At 63.4% G+C, this 16,012-nt stretch carries 17 protein-coding genes and 1 pseudogene; 9 read left to right on the top strand and 9 right to left on the bottom strand.

Annotated features, from left to right (window positions below):
• Positions 1-23 precede the first annotated feature (23 nt).
• A pseudogene (locus FJ940_RS26465) lies at positions 24-271 on the top strand (plasmid stabilization protein).
• Between the two features lie 105 nt (positions 272-376).
• Here the strand turns inward: FJ940_RS26465 and FJ940_RS26460 are convergent.
• The 5 genes from FJ940_RS26460 to FJ940_RS26440 form a co-directional block, all read right to left on the bottom strand.
• Positions 377-1,702, bottom strand: a complete 1,326-nt coding sequence (locus FJ940_RS26460; RefSeq protein WP_140517758.1) for a folylpolyglutamate synthase/dihydrofolate synthase family protein — start codon at positions 1,700-1,702, stop codon at positions 377-379.
• Positions 1,703-1,764: 62 nt separating this feature from the next.
• Entirely contained in the window at positions 1,765-2,691 is a 927-nt protein-coding gene (gene accD / locus FJ940_RS26455) for an acetyl-CoA carboxylase, carboxyltransferase subunit beta (RefSeq protein ID WP_140491161.1), read from the bottom strand.
• A gap of 181 nt (positions 2,692-2,872) precedes the next feature.
• On the bottom strand, positions 2,873-3,712 hold the full coding sequence (trpA, locus tag FJ940_RS26450) for a tryptophan synthase subunit alpha (protein ID WP_140658358.1): 840 nt from the start codon (positions 3,710-3,712) through the stop codon (positions 2,873-2,875).
• Positions 3,713-3,714: 2 nt separating this feature from the next.
• On the bottom strand, positions 3,715-4,965 hold the full coding sequence (gene trpB, locus FJ940_RS26445; RefSeq protein WP_140583015.1) for a tryptophan synthase subunit beta: 1,251 nt from the start codon (positions 4,963-4,965) through the stop codon (positions 3,715-3,717).
• A gap of 87 nt (positions 4,966-5,052) precedes the next feature.
• On the bottom strand, positions 5,053-5,712 hold the full coding sequence (locus FJ940_RS26440) for a phosphoribosylanthranilate isomerase (protein ID WP_140658356.1): 660 nt from the start codon (positions 5,710-5,712) through the stop codon (positions 5,053-5,055).
• Positions 5,713-5,823: 111 nt separating this feature from the next.
• On the opposite strand from FJ940_RS26440, the gene FJ940_RS26435 reads away from it, so the two are divergent.
• Complete coding sequence (locus FJ940_RS26435; RefSeq protein ID WP_140491152.1) at positions 5,824-6,042, top strand: hypothetical protein; 219 nt, start codon at positions 5,824-5,826, stop codon at positions 6,040-6,042.
• Between the two features lie 101 nt (positions 6,043-6,143).
• On the opposite strand, the gene FJ940_RS26430 is transcribed toward FJ940_RS26435, so the two are convergent.
• From FJ940_RS26430 to FJ940_RS26415, 4 genes are all read right to left on the bottom strand, one after another.
• On the bottom strand, positions 6,144-6,902 hold the full coding sequence (locus tag FJ940_RS26430; RefSeq protein WP_140491150.1) for a M48 family metallopeptidase: 759 nt from the start codon (positions 6,900-6,902) through the stop codon (positions 6,144-6,146).
• 101 nt (positions 6,903-7,003) lie between these two features.
• Positions 7,004-7,486, bottom strand: coding sequence for a DUF2852 domain-containing protein (locus FJ940_RS26425; RefSeq protein ID WP_140658354.1), 483 nt, complete (start codon positions 7,484-7,486; stop codon positions 7,004-7,006).
• 117 nt (positions 7,487-7,603) lie between these two features.
• A complete protein-coding gene (locus FJ940_RS26420) occupies positions 7,604-8,746 on the bottom strand; it encodes a benzoate/H(+) symporter BenE family transporter (RefSeq protein ID WP_140554552.1) in 1,143 nt (380 codons plus the stop codon).
• 2 nt (positions 8,747-8,748) lie between these two features.
• Complete coding sequence (locus FJ940_RS26415; protein WP_140625496.1) at positions 8,749-9,513, bottom strand: alpha/beta hydrolase; 765 nt, start codon at positions 9,511-9,513, stop codon at positions 8,749-8,751.
• Positions 9,514-9,731: 218 nt separating this feature from the next.
• On the opposite strand from FJ940_RS26415, the gene infC reads away from it, so the two are divergent.
• The 7 genes from infC (at position 9,732) to pheT (ending at position 16,002) form a co-directional block, all read left to right on the top strand.
• Positions 9,732-10,268, top strand: a complete 537-nt coding sequence (gene infC / locus FJ940_RS26410) for a translation initiation factor IF-3 (protein WP_140491142.1) — start codon at positions 9,732-9,734, stop codon at positions 10,266-10,268.
• 140 nt (positions 10,269-10,408) lie between these two features.
• Positions 10,409-11,035 carry an isoprenylcysteine carboxylmethyltransferase family protein gene (locus tag FJ940_RS26405; RefSeq protein ID WP_140517762.1) on the top strand — a complete coding sequence of 209 codons (627 nt, stop codon included), beginning with the start codon at positions 10,409-10,411 and terminating at the stop codon, positions 11,033-11,035.
• 206 nt (positions 11,036-11,241) lie between these two features.
• Entirely contained in the window at positions 11,242-11,445 is a 204-nt protein-coding gene (gene rpmI, locus FJ940_RS26400) for a 50S ribosomal protein L35 (protein ID WP_006201248.1), read from the top strand.
• Positions 11,446-11,536: 91 nt separating this feature from the next.
• Entirely contained in the window at positions 11,537-11,938 is a 402-nt protein-coding gene (rplT, locus tag FJ940_RS26395; RefSeq protein ID WP_006201247.1) for a 50S ribosomal protein L20, read from the top strand.
• 142 nt (positions 11,939-12,080) lie between these two features.
• Positions 12,081-13,178, top strand: a complete 1,098-nt coding sequence (gene pheS, locus FJ940_RS26390) for a phenylalanine--tRNA ligase subunit alpha (protein WP_140491135.1) — start codon at positions 12,081-12,083, stop codon at positions 13,176-13,178.
• On the top strand, positions 13,175-13,597 hold the full coding sequence (locus tag FJ940_RS26385; RefSeq protein WP_140517763.1) for a GFA family protein: 423 nt from the start codon (positions 13,175-13,177) through the stop codon (positions 13,595-13,597). Before pheS ends, FJ940_RS26385 begins: the two co-directional genes overlap by 4 nt.
• On the top strand, positions 13,594-16,002 hold the full coding sequence (gene pheT / locus FJ940_RS26380) for a phenylalanine--tRNA ligase subunit beta (RefSeq protein WP_140658352.1): 2,409 nt from the start codon (positions 13,594-13,596) through the stop codon (positions 16,000-16,002). Before FJ940_RS26385 ends, pheT begins: the two co-directional genes overlap by 4 nt.
• Positions 16,003-16,012 lie beyond the last annotated feature (10 nt).

Genomic DNA, 16,012 nt, shown 5'->3' with positions numbered 1-16,012 from the left:
GTCTTCCAACAACGGAGTTTGAGATGGCCGAACCTCAGCTCTCGGTCCGTAGCGCAAAAGCACGCGACCTGGCTCATAGACTTGCTCGTCGCGAAAATCGCTCGATAGCAGATGTCGTCGAGCGAGCGCTTGAATCCTACGAGATTCGTGAAGCAGGTCGCGAACCCGCGCCCACATTCTATGCCCACCTGGCGCAAGCAGTGGCACCGACATCGATCTGGAGAAAATCGTCCGAGAAGGCCGTCAGGCTCATACAGGACCTGAAGTTTGATTTTCGCCGTACCAACGACCTGGCACCACCGGCCTGATATGATCTCGCGTTGGGACTTCTGAGCGGCGGCTTGGACCGGTTAGTTAGGCGCAGATACTGGATGCGTTACGTCGGCGGCGTGCCGTTCTCCGCCAACACCGCTCCAGCCAGATAGAGCGAACCGCCGATCAGGATGCGCGGCGGCGGGCCGTCCCAGGTGTCGCGCAGCAACATCAGCGCGCTGGCGACGGAACTCACCGGCTCGGCCGTAAGCCCGGCCTCCGTGGCGCGGGCCGCCAGTTCGTCGTTCGGCACGCTGGCGTCGCTCAGGCTCACCGGCACGGTATAGACGTGCCGGGCGAGGCCATTGAAGGCGCGGAAATAGCCGCTCTGGTCCTTGGTGTTGATCATGCCGGAGATGAGAAAAAGCGGCCTGGGGTTCTTCTCTTCCTGTTCGGCCAGCGCCTCGGCGACGACCACGCCGGCGCCCGGATTGTGGCCGCCGTCGAGCCAGATGTCGGCGCCCTTCGGCGCCAGTTCCGTCAGCCTGCCTTGCGACAGCTTCTGCATCCGCCCCGGCCAGGCGACAGTGGTCATCGCCTTCTCGGCGGCACGGTGGCTGATCTCGAAGCCGGCTGCCTTGACGGCGGCGATCGCGGCGGCCGCGTTGGCGAACTGGTGGCGCCCGGGCAGCCGCGGCGGCGGCAGATCCATCAAGCCATCATCGTCCTGATAGACCATGCGGCCGTTCTCCTCGAAGGCGAGGAAATCCTGTCCATAGATCAGGGTCGGGCAGCCGAGCCGCTCGGCGGTTTCGATCAGCACCTGCTGCGCCGCCTCGGTTTCCTGCGCCCCGATGACCACCGGGCAGCCGCGCTTGATGATGCCGGCCTTCTCGGCCGCGATCAGTTCGACGCGGTCGCCGAGATAGGCTTCGTGGTCCATCGACACCGGCATGATCACCGAGACAGCCGGCCTGGCGATGACATTGGTGGCGTCGAAGCGGCCGCCGAGACCGACCTCGACGATGGCGGCATCGGCCGGATGCTCCGAAAACAGGATGAAGGTGACGGCGGTGAGGATCTCGAAAACGGTGATCTTCTCGCCGCCATTGGCCTTGGCGACGCGGGCGATGGCCTCGGCGAAGATATCGTCCTCGACCAACCTGCCGCCGCCATCGGCCGCCAGCCGGTAGCGCTCGTGCCAGCTGACCAGATGCGGCGAGGTGTGCACGTGCACGAGCCGGCCGGACGCTTCCAGAAGCGCCCGCGAGAAGGCGGCGCAGGAGCCCTTGCCGTTGGTACCGGCGATGTGGATCACCGGCGGCAGCAAGTCCTGAGGATTGCCCAGCCGCTCCAGCAGCCGTGAAATGCGGTCGAGCGAAAGGTCGAAGCCTTTCGGGTGAAGCGCCATCAGCGCTTCGATTTCACGGTCGGCGGCAAGCGTGGTCATGTAGGAGTCCTAAGCGCGCGATGGATCGCGCGCAATCGCGGTTCGCGGCAAAGAGTGTCGCGTCAGGCCTGCGGCCGTGCTTCCGTCGCGACCACCGCCGGCGGCAGGATTTCCGGCTCCAGGGGCTTGTGCTCTTCCGGCATCTTGAGCAGCATCTTCAAGAGCCGCGCGATGGTCCGGCGCATCTCCAGTCGCGACACCACCATGTCGACCATGCCGTGCTCCATCAGATATTCGGAGCGCTGGAAGCCGTCCGGCAGTTTTTCCCGGATGGTCTGCTCGATGACACGCGGTCCGGCGAAGCCGATCAGTGCGCCGGGCTCGGCTATATGCACGTCGCCCAGCATGGCGTAGGAGGCAGTGACGCCGCCGGTCGTCGGATTGGTCAGCACGACGATGTAGGGAAGGCCGGCTTCCTTCAGCCGGTCGACGCCGACCGTGGTGCGCGGCAATTGCATCAGCGACAGGATGCCTTCCTGCATGCGCGCGCCGCCGGAAGCGGCAAACAGGATCAGCGGCCGCTTGCGCTGCACGGCCACCTCGAAGGCATGAACGATGGCGTCGCCCGCGGCCATGCCGAGCGAACCCCCCATGAAGGCAAAATCCTGCACCGTCACCACCACCGGCAGGCCTTCTACGGTGCCCAGCGCGTTGACGATGGCATCTTCCAGGCCGGTCTTGGCCTTGGCGTCCTTCAACCGGTCGGTGTAGCGCTTCTCGTCGCGGAACTTCAGCGGGTCCAGCATGACCTTGGGATTTTCGAGCTGTTCGTATTTGCCGTCGTCGAGGAAGTATTTCAGCCGCTCCTTGGCCGAGATCTTCATGTGATGGCCCGAAGACGGGATGACGAACTGGTTGGATTCCAGATCCTTGTGGAACACCATCTCCCCGGTCTCGGGATCCTTGATCCACAGGTTCTCGGGCATGTCGGTGCGCCGGCCGAGCATCGAATTGATCTTCGGGCGAACGTAGTTGGTGATCCAGTTCATCGCTTCGGCTCCTGTCCTGACGAAGAGTTAGAGCAATTCCAGGAAAAGTGTGAACCGGTTTTCCGACCGGAATTGCGATAAAGCAAAAAGATAGAGCGGTTCGGCGTTTCCGTGAAACGGCAAACCGATCCAGCGCATGCCGCCCGGGATGGCGACGTGCACAAGACCTGAGGTAGGAAAACTATTCGGCGGCAGCAAGGCGGGCCGACCGCACGCCCTGCGCGAGGCCGCTGACCAGCGTGGCGACGGCCTCGGCCGGGTCGGCGGTCTTTTCGCCCTTCGGCCCCAGCACATTGGCGACCGCATTGACGATCGCGGTACCGACGACGACGCCGTCGGCATTGGCGCCGATGACGCGCGCCTGTTCGGCGGTCTTGACGCCGAAGCCGACGCAGACCGGCAGATCGGTATGGCCCTTGATGCGCTTGACCGCCGCAGCCACCTTGCCGGTGTCGGCCAGCGCGGAACCGGTGATGCCGGTCATCGACACGTAATAGACGAAGCCGGACGTGTTCTGCAGCACCTTGGGCAGGCGCTTGTCGTCGGTGGTCGGTGTCGCCAGCCGGATGAAGTTAATGCCGGCTTTCAGCGCCGGGATGCACAGTTCCTCGTCCATCTCAGGCGGCAGGTCGACGATGATCAGCCCGTCTATGCCGCTGGCCAGTGCGTCCTTGAGAAAGCGGTCGACGCCGTAGACGTAGATGGGATTGTAGTAGCCCATCAAAACGATCGGCGTCTCATTGTCGCCGGTGCGGAAGTCAGCCGCCATCTTGAGCGTCTTGACCAGCGTCTGGCCGCCTCTAAGCGCCCGCAAGCCCGCGGCCTGGATCGCCGGGCCATCGGCCATCGGATCGGAGAACGGCATGCCGAGTTCGATGATGTCCGCGCCGGCCATTGGCAGCGCCTTCATGATCGACAGCGAGGTCTGATAGTCCGGGTCGCCGCCCATGAAATAGGTGACGAGCGCCGGGCGGCCTTCGTTCTTGAGCTTTGCCATGCGGCGATCGATGCGGGTCACCATGATCAGATCTCCATGCCCAGCATCGAAGCCACCGTATGCACGTCCTTGTCGCCGCGGCCGGACAGGTTGACGATGACGATCTGGTCCTTGTCCATGGCGGGCACGATCTTCACCGCATGGGCGATGGCGTGCGCCGATTCGAGCGCCGGGATGATGCCTTCGACGCGTGTGGTCAGCTTGAAGGCCTCCAGCGCCTCGTCGTCGAGGATCGGCACATATTCGACGCGGCCAGAGTCGCGCAGCCAGGAATGCTCCGGGCCGACGCCGGGGTAATCGAGGCCGGCCGAGATCGAATGGCCGTCCATGATCTGGCCGTCGGCATTTTGCAGGAGATAGGTGCGGTTGCCATGCAGCACGCCCGGCGCGCCGGCGTTCATCGAGGCGCAGTGCTCGACGCCGTCGAGGCCACGCCCGCCAGCCTCGATGCCGATGATGCGGACATCCTTGTCGTCGAGGAACGGATGGAACAGGCCGATGGCGTTGGAGCCGCCGCCGACGGCGGCGATGATGGTGTCGGGCAACCGGCCTTCCTGCTCGAGGATCTGAGCGCGCGCCTCCGAACCGATCACCGACTGGAAGTCGCGCACCAGCTCTGGATAGGGGTGCGGGCCGGCGGCGGTGCCGATCAGGTAATAAGTGTCCTCGACATTGGTCACCCAGTCGCGCAGCGCCTCGTTCATGGCGTCCTTCAGCGTGCCATGGCCAGCGGTCACCGGCCGCACTTCGGCGCCGAGCAGCTTCATGCGGAACACGTTGGGGCTCTGGCGGGCAACGTCGGTCGCGCCCATATAGACGACGCAGGGAAACCCAAAACGGGCCGCGACCGTGGCCGATGCCACGCCGTGCTGGCCGGCCCCGGTCTCGGCGATGATGCGCGTCTTGCCCATGCGCTTGGCCAGCAGGATCTGGCCGAGGCAATTGTTGATCTTGTGCGAACCGGTATGGTTCAGGTCCTCGCGCTTGAAATAAACCTTTGCGCCGCCCCCGATGCCCTTCGCCGAGGAAACCTCACGAAGATGCCTGGTCAGTCCTTCGGCGAAATAAAGCTTCGACGGCCGCCCCGCATAATGGGTCGAAAGATCGGTGAGCTCGGCCCTGAAATCCGGATCGTTCTTGACCTCGTTCCAGTGCCGTTCGAGGTCGAGGATCAGCGGCATCAGCGTTTCGGCCACGAAACGACCGCCGAAAATGCCAAACATGCCCTGTTCGTCGGGTCCGGTGCGGAAGGAATTGAGTGTCGCCGGCTTGTTCATCGCCGATCTCCTGGCATCTCGATTTTCTTAAGCATGTCCTGTCGAAAACCGTTTTCCACTTTCGGGACATGCTCGGGTTTGAGCCGGTCAGGCGGCGCGGTCGTCTCGCGCTGCCTTGACGGCCCGGAAAAACTGCTCGATCAGCGCCGGATCCTTGACGCCCGGCGCGCTTTCCACGCCTGAGGAAATATCTATTCCGGGCGGGCTGGCAAGCCGAAGGGCATCGCCGATATTGGCGGCGTTGAGCCCACCGGAAAGCATGTAATCGAGCCCGGCGTCAAGGCCGGTCAGGATGCGCCAGTCGAACGCAACGCCATTGCCGCCCGGCAACTCGGAGCCCTTCGGCGGCTTGGCGTCGAACAGGAACCGGTCCGCGACCCCGACGAACGGTTTGATGCGCTCGAGATCGGCGGCTTCGCTGAGCGGCAGCGCCTTCATGACCGGCAGGTCATAGCGGGCTTTCAGTTCGGCCACCCGTTCGGGCGTTTCCGAGCCGTGCAGCTGCAGCATGTCCGGGCGCATGCTGTCGATGATGTCGTCCAGGAAGGTGTCGTTGGCGTCGACGGTAACGGCAACCGCCAAAGCCTTGCCGCGCGCCGCTTCGCGCAACCGCCCGGCTGCAGCCGGTTCGATGTAACGCGGGCTCTTGGCAAAGAAAATGAAGCCGACATGGCTGGCGCCGCCGGCCAGCGCCGCGGCCATTGCCTGGTCGGTCTTCAAGCCGCAGATTTTGACGTCGAGTGCCATGGCGCGGGAATTGACATGAAATCGAGGCAGAGTCGAGAAAAAGCATGTTGTTTGCCGGCAGGGCCAAAGGCGCTACCTATCATGGGAAAGCATGCAAGGCGGGAGAACATCATGACTGACAGAACCGTTGCCGAACTCAGGCAGAAGATCGCGCAGGCGCGCGAGGTGATCGCGCATTTGATGGACAAGGCCGCCTTCAACGGCGCCGAGGCGCATCGGGCGCTCGATTATTTCGACACCGACGCCTTCGATCGGAATTTTTTACCGTGGCCGCATCATAGCGAAGAGGGGCTGCGGCCTGAAGAGTTGAACGCCGCGAATGACGATTGAGTTCGTGCGCCCAGTAAGAACGTAGACGCTGGCGGGACCGGAGGTGTGAAGCATCACCGCGGAAAAGCTTATTTTCTGGCGCCGTACGACGCTTCATTGCGCTACTCGAAAACGATCGCCTGCAAGGCCCCGCCATTGCGCTTCAGCCAGTCCTTGCAGCGGTCGGTGTCGGGGCAGAGCTTTTCGCACAATTTCCAGAATTTCGGGCCGTGGTTCATCTCTTTCAGATGCGCTACTTCATGCGCGACGAGGTAGTTGATGACGGGCGGCGGCGCCATCATGATGCGCCAGGAAAAGGACAAATTGCCTTCGGAGGTGCACGAGCCCCAGCGGCTGGACGTATCCTTGTAGCGGATCGCCTTGGCGCGCTTGCCAAGCGCTTCGGTGTGCCTGGCCACCAGCTTCTCGATCTCCTTCTTGGCCTCGCGCTTCAAAAAATCGGCGATGCGGCGCGGCAGGTGGATGCGCTCGCCATGCACGATCAGCAGCGGGCCGCGTTCGTCGCGCGACACGGTGACGGTGCCGCGCCTTGACGGCTCATGCACGATGCGGTGCGGCACGCCGCGGATTGGTATCTTGATGCCTGGCCGTACCTGCGGCCGTGTCGGCACCTTGGCCAGCCGCTGCTCCAGCCAGTCCTGATGACGATCGAGGAACCGCTCCACCTCGCCGCGGCGCAGGCCCGGCGGCACGGTGATACGCAGGCCCTGGCCGCTGGAATCGATGCGCAGCGTCAGACGCCGCGCCCTGGCGCTCTCGACGATCTTGAGCGGCAGCGTGCGGCCGGCAACGCAGTATTCTCGCTCCACGACAGGCGTGGGCTTGGGCTTTGTCAGATTGCGGAAGAATCCGAGGGTCATGGCCGGACGATACGCGATTCGAGAAAAACGAATAGAACAAAAAAGAAACGGCGCCGCTCGCGCGACGCCGTTTTTTTCACGATCGGGCCTGTCGCTCGGCCTCAGTCGTCAAGCAGGTTCGAGCCTTTGCCACGCTTGGTGGGGGACGTGCCGGTGCTCGGGCCGCTCTTGGCCGGAGCGGTCGACTTGTTGCGGTTCGCCATGAAGCGATCGAACTCGTCCTGGTCCTTGGCGCGACGCAATTCGCGCGCGTAGTCGTCGAACTCGGTCAACATGTCGTCGAGTTTGCGGCGTTCCTCGGCCAGGCGTTCAAGCTCCTTTTCGCGCCAGTCGTCAAACGCGACGTTGCCGGTCCGGGCGGAGCCGTGGCCCCAGCGCGCGGCTTTGTCGGAACCGCGGCGGCAGCCGGCGAAGATGCCGTCGGTCGCGCGGTTGACGTCACGCTTGAAGCCCTCGAGCCGGTCGCCCCAGATGACGTAGGCGAGCATGGCAAAGCCGAGCGGCCAGAACACCATGAAGCCGATCACCATCAACGCGATGGTTGCCGGCGTCCAGGCCGGGCGGATCAATGCGGATGTGTTCATTTTCTCCCATTCCTTCGGTTGGAGACAGCCAGGACCGGCTGCGTGGAATCGAAATGGGAAGGCAAAAACGGCGATTCAAGACAATGTCGGCTAAAACCGGACAAGCTGCTGAAATGATTATCGCTTTTTGAGCATATCGAGGAAAAGCACGACCAGCCCGGCAATCAGTCCCCAGAATGCGGCGCCGACGCCGAACAAGGTCAGCCCGGAGGCGGTGACGACAAAAGTGACGGTGGCGGCCATGCGCTCGCTTTCGTCCTTGAGCGCGATCGCCAGCGCGTTGGCCAGCGAGGCCATCAGCGCAAGACCCGCAACCAGCACGATCAGGCTCTGCGGCAGGACGGCGAAGATCGCCACCAGGGAGGCGCCGAAAATCGCGAAGATCAGGTAGGCAAGGGCATAGAACGGCCCTGTCTTCCAGCGCTCGGTGGGGTCTGGATGAACGTCGGGCCCGGTGCAGATAGCCGCCGAAATTGCCGCCAGATTGGTGGTCGAGCCGCCGAACGGCGCCGAAAGCAGCGAAAACAGGCCGGTGATGCCGATCAGCGGACCGGGTTCCGGGTGGTAGCCGGCGGCGCGCAGCACGGCGAGGCCCGACAGGTTCTGCGAAGCCATGGTGACCAGGTAGAGCGGTACTGCCAGGCCGATTATCGCCTTGGCGGTGAACACAGGCGCGATCAGAGTGAGCGTCGACAGTTCAGGAGTGGGCAAACCGCCGACGCGGCCGGTGAGAAACGCGGCGAGACCGCCGCCGACCAGCACTGCCAGCACCGACAGCGCCGGATTGAACAGGCGGATGACGAAGAAGGCGGCGATCAACGGCAGGATCAGCCAGGGATCGGCGGGAACAGTTTTGACCGCATTGAGCGCGAAGGTGACGACAATGCCGGCCAGCATTCCTGAAGCGACCGAGGGCGGTATCCCCGAGATCAGTTTCGTCAGCGGCCGGAACAGCCCGGTGGCGACCAAAAGAATGCCGGTGACGATGAAGGCGGCGACGGCCTCGCCGATCGAAAAACCGCTCGACGCCGCCATCAGCGCCAGGCCCGGCGTCGACCATGCGGTGATGATGGGCATTTTCGTTCGCCAGGACAGCCACAGGCTTTCGACCGCCATGGCCAGGCAGATCGTGGTCACCCAACTCGCGGTCTGAATTTGCGTGGCCTCGACCGCGTGGGCGGCGGCAATGACGATGGCCAGCGTGCCGCCGAAGCCGACGATGGCCGCGACGAAGGCTGAGATCGGGATGGAAAGGCGCATCGTCACTTGCCCCGCGCGGCCATGTCGCCGACCGCCCGCACCAGCATGTCGAGATCCTGCGGCCGCGACAGCCGGTGGTCGCCGTCCGGGATCAGCGACAGCGTGACATCGTCGGCCGGCAGCAGGCTGACCAGCCTCAGCGCATGGCTCGACGGCACGTCCCGATCGGCCAGGCCCTGCAAGACGTGTACGGGGCAGTGCGTGTCGAGCGGGCCTGTCATGACCAGGTTGTCGCGCCCATCCTCGATCAGCGCGCGCGTGTAGATGTAGGGCTCGGTGGAATAGTCCGACGGCTCCTCGAAGAAGCCTTTTTTGGCAAGGTCGCGCTTCTGCGCTTTGGTCAGCACCGGTTCGACCAGTTCTGCGGTAAAATCCGGCGCCGGTGCTAGAAGCACCAGACCGACGACGCTTGCGTCGCCTGCCTTGCGCAATTCCTGCACCATGCGCAGGGCGATCCAGGCGCCCATCGACGAGCCGACCAGGATCTGGCTGCCGCTGGTGAAATGCCGGAACACGGCCAGGCTTTGCGAAAGCCATTTCGAGATCGTGCCGTCGGCAAAGGCGCCGCCGGATTCGCCGTGTCCGGAATAGTCATGGCGCAGGAAGGCGCGGCCTTCTTTTGCCGCCCAGTCCGAAAGCGCTTCAGCCTTCGTGCCCAGCATGTCCGACTTGTAGCCGCCGAGCCAGACGACGCCAGGCGTCGCGCCCGCAATATGGCGCACCGCGATGCTCGATCCGTCGACATCCAGAAAGACAGGGGCAGTCATGGCTTTTTCCTCACGCCGACTTTCGGCGCAGGGTCTTGTGACACAGCCAGTGGTGTGGCGAAAAGTGCTCGCGATCTTTCTTTGTTTGCCGCAGGCAGCGATCAGGTGATTTTCTGTCAATGCTGTGCTATTGACTCCGCCCGCGCGCTCACCACATTGGCGCGTCCACATATCAACACCTGCAAATCCAGAACGAAACGGCCAAGGAGACCACGACCATTCGCAGACCTTTCAAAGCAGCGGCGCCGACCAAGGATGGGCCGCGCTCCAATCGTGACATCCGGGTTCCCCGGGTCCAGCTTATCGACGCCGAAGGCCAGAACCGTGGCGATGTTTCCATCAACGACGCATTGCTGCTCGCCGAAGAGGCAGGGCTCGATCTCGTCGAGATATCGCCCAACGCGCAGCCGCCCGTCGTAAAAATCCTCGATCTCGGCAAGTTGAAATACGCCAACCAGAAGAAGGCGGCCGAGGCGCGCAAGAACCAGAAGGTCATCGAGATCAAGGAGATCAAGATGCGCCCGAACATCGACAGCCACGACTACGAGACCAAGATGAAGGCGGTGCGCCGCTTCTTCGAGGAAGGCGACAAGGTCAAGCTGACATTGCGCTTCCGTGGCCGCGAGATGGCGCATATGGAGCTCGGCATGCAGCTTCTGAACAAGGTGCGTGAGGAAGTGGCTACCATCGCCAAGGTGGAAGCGGAGCCGAAGCTCGAAGGCCGCCAGATGATGATGGTGCTGGCGCCGCGCTAGATCACGATAAGGTTAGCGCGACCGACGCGCTCCAATTCCGCCTGAATTGTGCTACAGGGCGTCCCGGCGATCGGCGGGACGCCCATTTCTCGGCCATAGCTGCGGTCGCCGGCTAAGTTCTCGACGATCGGATTCCTCCCTTGGACAAAAAACTCAAATACGGGCTGGGTAGCTACCAGCGCACGCGCAGGCTGGTGCTTGCCGTGCTTGTGGTGGTGCTGTTCGCAGCCCTGCTGTTCGGGCAATCGAGCTTTCCGCCTGATACGGCGATGCATGAAACGATCGAGATGTTCGGCGTGCTGCTGATTTTCCTAGGTATCTGCGGTCGCCTTTGGTCGACGCTCTACATAGGTGGGCGCAAATCTTCCGAAGTTGTGACGGGCGGGCCTTATTCGATCACCCGCAACCCGCTCTATGTGTTCTCGACTGTGGCCGCGGCCGGCGTCGGCGCGCAGATCGGCTCGTTCTCCGGCATCATTCTGTTCGCTGTCCTGTGTGCGGGCGCCTTCCATATCGTCATCCTGCGCGAGGAGAAATTCCTTAAGGAAACGCTCGGCGAGCCCTATCAGGCCTATCTGGCAAGAGTGCCGCGATTCTTTCCGAAGCTTTCCCTCTACCAGGAAGGCGACACCGGCAGCTTCAAGCCGCGCCTGCTGTTGACCACGCTTCTCGACGGCCTGGTGTTCCTCATCGCGCTGCCGGCCTTCGAACTGATCGACGGCGCCCAGCAGTCGGGTATGTTGCCGGTGTTGTTTACGCTCCCCTGATGAAGGACCGGGCGCCGCATCCGGGCGTTCGGGGAAACGCGCGGCGCGGTAGGTGTTGCACAGTCGCCTGCTTTGACGTATAGGACCGCCGTTCCAAGAAAACCGCCCGGCAGGGCATGCCGTGGCGGTTTCATTTGCTTTTCGGGCTTTGGTCGGCCCGAAGCGAACAAGAAGCGCGATGGTGCGCCACAATACGGAGTAGCAAAATGCCCAAGATGAAGACCAAATCGGCCGCCAAGAAGCGGTTCAAGATCACCGGTACGGGTAAAGTCCTGTCGGCTGCGGCCGGCAAGCGTCACGGCATGATCAAGCGTTCCAACAAGTTCATTCGAAATGCCCGCGGCACGATGGTTCTGGCTGAACCGGATGGCAAGAAGGTCATCAAGAATTTTCTGCCGAACGGCCTCTGAGCATTCGGCCGGACACGAATTTGTTTTACGCAATTCCGAACGGAAAACCGCAAGGCACTTTTCCTGGAATTGCTTTTAAGGAGATCATGACATGGCACGCGTAAAAAGAGGCGTCACCTCGCACGCCAAGCACAAGAAGGTCCTGAAAGCCGCGAAAGGCTTCTACGGCCGCCGCAAGAACACCATCCGCATCGCCAAGCAGGCGGTGGAAAAGTCGCTGCAATACGCCTATCGCGACCGCAAGAACCGCAAGCGCTCGTTCCGCGCGCTGTGGATCCAGCGCATCAACGCCGCGACGCACGAGCACGGCCTGACCTATGGCCGTTTCATCGACGGCCTCAACAAGGCTGGCATCGAGATCGATCGCAAGATCCTGTCGGATATGGCCATCCACGAGCCGCAGGCTTTCGCCGCGCTCGTGGCCAAGGCCAAGGTTGCTCTTGAGTACCTCAAGAACACCACCCCGAATGCTTTTGAAAGCGCTGTCGCCTAAGACCAGCGCTTCCCAAGCATTCGAAATTCTGATTTGGGGAACCCGCGCTGGCACGGCTGGCGCGGGTTTTTCTTATGCCTGATGTAACCAAATTGGTGACACGCCCGGTGATGGTGGGTTGCCCGATCGAGAGAGTTTCGCCGTGAACGCCACCGCTGGAAATCTTGAAAGCCTGGAAGCTTCGCTGCTCGCCGACATAGCGTCGGCTGCTGACGAGGCCGCGATAGAAGCCGTGCGCGTGGCAGCCCTTGGCAAGAAGGGGTCGATCTCGGAAATGCTGAAGACGCTCGGCTCGATGAGCGCTGAGGAGCGCCAGGTCAAAGGCCCCGCCATCAACGGCCTCAAGAACCGCGTCACCGATGCGCTCACCGCGCGCAAGGCGGAACTCAGGGATGTTGCCATCACTGCCCGCCTCGCCGCGGAGAAGGTCGACGTGACGCTGCCGGTGCGGCAGTCGCCGGCCGAGCGCGGCCGCATTCATCCGATCAGCCAGGTCATCGACGAGATCGCGGCGATCTTCGGCGATCTCGGCTTCGCCATCGCCGAAGGGCCCGACATCGAGACCGACTATTACAATTTCACCGCGCTGAATTTCCCGGAAGGCCATCCGGCGCGCGAGATGCATGACACCTTCTTCTTCCAGCCGGACGAGAAGGGCGAGCGCAAGCTTCTGCGCACCCACACCTCGCCGGTGCAGATCCGCACCATGGAGAAGCAGAAGCCGCCGATCCGCATCGTCATTCCGGGCAAGACCTACCGGCAGGATTCCGACGCCACCCACTCACCGATGTTCCATCAGGTCGAAGGGCTGGTGATCGACAAATCGGCCAACGTCGCCAACATGAAGTGGGTGCTGGAAGAGTTCTGCAAGGCCTTTTTCGAGGTGCCGTCGGTCAAGATGCGCTTCCGGCCGTCCTTCTTCCCGTTCACCGAGCCAAGCCTCGAGGTCGATATCCAGTGCGACCGCTCGCGGCCAGGCGAGGTGCGCTTCGGCGAAGGCTCGGACTGGATGGAGATCCTTGGCTGCGGCATGGTGCACCCCAACGTTCTGCGCGCTGGCGGGCTCGATCCCGATGAATATCAGGGCTTTGCCTGGGGCATGGGCATCGACCGCATCGCCATGCTGAAATACGGCATGCCGGACCTGCGCGCCTTCTTCGACGCCGATGTGCGCTGGCTGTCGCATTACGGCTTCCGGCCGCTCGACATGCCGACGCTGTTCGGAGGCCTGAGCGCATGACAGCGCCCCACGCCGGCGGCTGCCGCTGCGGCGCCGTGCGGTTCGAGGCGTCAGTCGAACCGCACCACGTCAGTTATTGTCATTGCGGCGATTGCCGGCGGGCGACCGGCGCGCCGGTGTCGGCCTTTGTCGGCTTCCCTGCCGGCCAGGTCGCGTTCACCGGCAAGGCGCTGAAGATGTTCGAGAACGGGCCGGTGACGCGCTCGTTCTGCGGCGTCTGCGGCTCACCCATCGCCTATGTCGACGAGCGGCTGGAGGACGACATCTATTTCATGCTCGGCGCCATGGACATTCCGGCCGATTTCAAGCCGACGCTGCATGCCTATCTCAGCGAGCAGCTTCCCTTCCTGCACATGTCCGACGACCTGCCGAGACATCTGAAAACAAGCGTCAAAAGACCAGACGGAACAGCATCATGAAATTCACCCTCTCCTGGCTCAAGGATCATCTCGAGACCGACGCCTCGCTCGGCGAGATCGTCGAGCGGCTGACCTCGATCGGCCTCGAGGTCGAGCATGTCGACGACAAGGCGAGCCTGAAGCCCTTCGTCATCGCCAGGGTGCTGACGGCGGTGCAGCATCCCGACGCCGACCGGCTGCGGGTGCTGACCGTCGACACCGGCGACGGCAAGCCGCCGGTGCAGGTCGTCTGTGGCGCACCCAATGCGCGGGCGGGCATGATCGGCGCCTTCGCCGCGCCCGGCACTTATGTGCCCGGCATCGATGTGACGCTGACGGTTGGCAAGATCAGGGGCGTCGAAAGCCACGGCATGATGTGTTCCGAGCGCGAGCTGGAACTTTCCGACGAGCACAACGGCATCATCGACCTGCCCGAAGATGCGCCGGTCGGCACCAGCTTCGCCGCTTACGCGCATCTCGACGATCCGGTCATCGAGATCAATCTGACGCCAAACCGGCCTGATGCCACCAGCGTTTACGGCATCGCCCGGGATCTCGCGGCGAGCGGTCTCGGCCGCCTCGTCGGCGGCGCGATCATGCCGCATGTCGGCAATGGAATGTGCCCCGTCAAGGTGACGATCGAAGCGCCGGAACTCTGCCCCGGCTTCGCGCTCAATCTGGTCAGCGGCGTCAAGAACGGCCCGTCCCCGAAATGGCTCCAGCAGCGGCTGATCGCCATTGGGCTGAGGCCCATCAGCGCGCTGGTCGATATCACCAACTACGTCACCTTCGATCGTGGCAGGCCGCTGCATGTCTTCGATGCCGGCAAGGTCGCCGGCAATCTTGTCGTGCGTCGCGCCAGGGATGGCGAAAAGGTACTGGCGCTCGACGGCCGCGAATACACGTTGACGCCGGAGATGTGCGTCATCGCCGATGACAATGGCGTGGAATCGATCGCCGGCATCATGGGCGGCGAGCGTTCCGGCTGCGACGAGAACACGACCGACGTGCTGATCGAATCCGCACTCTGGGACCCGATCACCACGGCCCGCACCGGGCGCGCGCTCGGCATCATCACCGATGCCCGCTATCGTTTCGAGCGCGGGGTCGACCCCGAATTCATGGTGCCGGGCGTTGAGCTTGCGACCCGGCTGGTGCTTGATTTCTGCGGCGGCACGCCGACGGAAATCGAGGTGGCCGGCTATGCCGGCCATCAGCCCAAGATCGTCTCCTTCCCGCTGTCGGAAGTGAAGCGGCTGACCGGCATAGAAGTGCCGACGGCGGAAAGCCTCGATATTCTCACGCGCCTCGGCTTCAAGCCTGAGGGTTCGGGCGATGTCGTCGAAATCGCCGTGCCGTCCTGGCGTCCCGATGTCGACGGCAAGGCCGACCTGGTCGAGGAGGTGATGCGCATCCACGGCGTCGACAACATCGCTTCGCAGCCGCTCGGCGCGCATGACGCGGTCAACGGCAAGATCCTGACGACGCTGCAGATCCGCACCCGCGCGGCCAAGCGGGCGCTGGCCGTGCGCGGCATGATGGAGGCAGTCACCTGGTCGTTCATCCCCGCCAGGCACGCCGAACTATTCGGCGGCGGGCAGGCTTCGCTCAAGCTCGCCAACCCGATCGCCGCCGACATGTCCGACATGCGGCCCTCGCTGCTGCCCGGCCTGATCGCAGCCGCCCAGCGCAATGCCGACAAGGGCATTGGCGACGTGGCGTTGTTCGAGGTCTCCGGCACCTATGAGGGCGACGGCGCCGACCAGCAACGGCGCGTTGCCGCCGGCGTGCGGCGCGGCACCGCCAAGCTCGACGGTTCCGGCCGCAACTGGGCTGGCAATTCCGGTCCGGTCGGCGTGTTCGACGCCAAGGCTGATGCCATCGCCGCACTCGAAGCCTGCGGCGCGCCGGTCGAGCGGCTGCAGATCGAGGCCGGCGGCCCGTCCTGGTACCATCCTGGTCGTTCCGGAACGATCAAGCTCGGACCGAAGACGGTGCTCGGCACGTTCGGTGAATTTCATCCAAAAACGCTGGAAGGGCTCGACGTCTCCGGCCCGCTCTGCGGCTTCGAAGTGTATGTCGATGCCGTGCCCGAGCCCAAGGCAAAGCCGACGAAAACCAAGCCCAGGCTGGATCTCTCCGCCTTCCAGGCGGTGAAGCGCGACTTCGCCTTCGTCGTCGACAAGGCGGTCGAGGCCGGCACGCTGGTACGCGCGGCGCTCGCCGCGGACAAGAAGCTGGTCACCGGCGTCTCGGTCTTTGATGTTTTCGAAGGCGCGGCGCTCGGCGAGGGCAAGAAGTCCATCGCCATCGAAGTGTCGATCCAGCCGGTCGAGAAGACGCTGACCGACGAGGATTTCGAGGCGTTGGCCAGGCGCATCGTCGAGAATGTCGGCAAGCAGACCGGAGGCGTGCTCAGGGCATAGCCTCTTTCCG

The organism is Mesorhizobium sp. B2-3-7 (genome assembly GCF_006442695.1).
Lineage (GTDB): Bacteria > Pseudomonadota > Alphaproteobacteria > Rhizobiales > Rhizobiaceae > Mesorhizobium.
The sequence above is the reverse complement of the archived record's forward strand: the minus strand, read 5'-3'. Positions and strand labels throughout refer to the sequence as shown.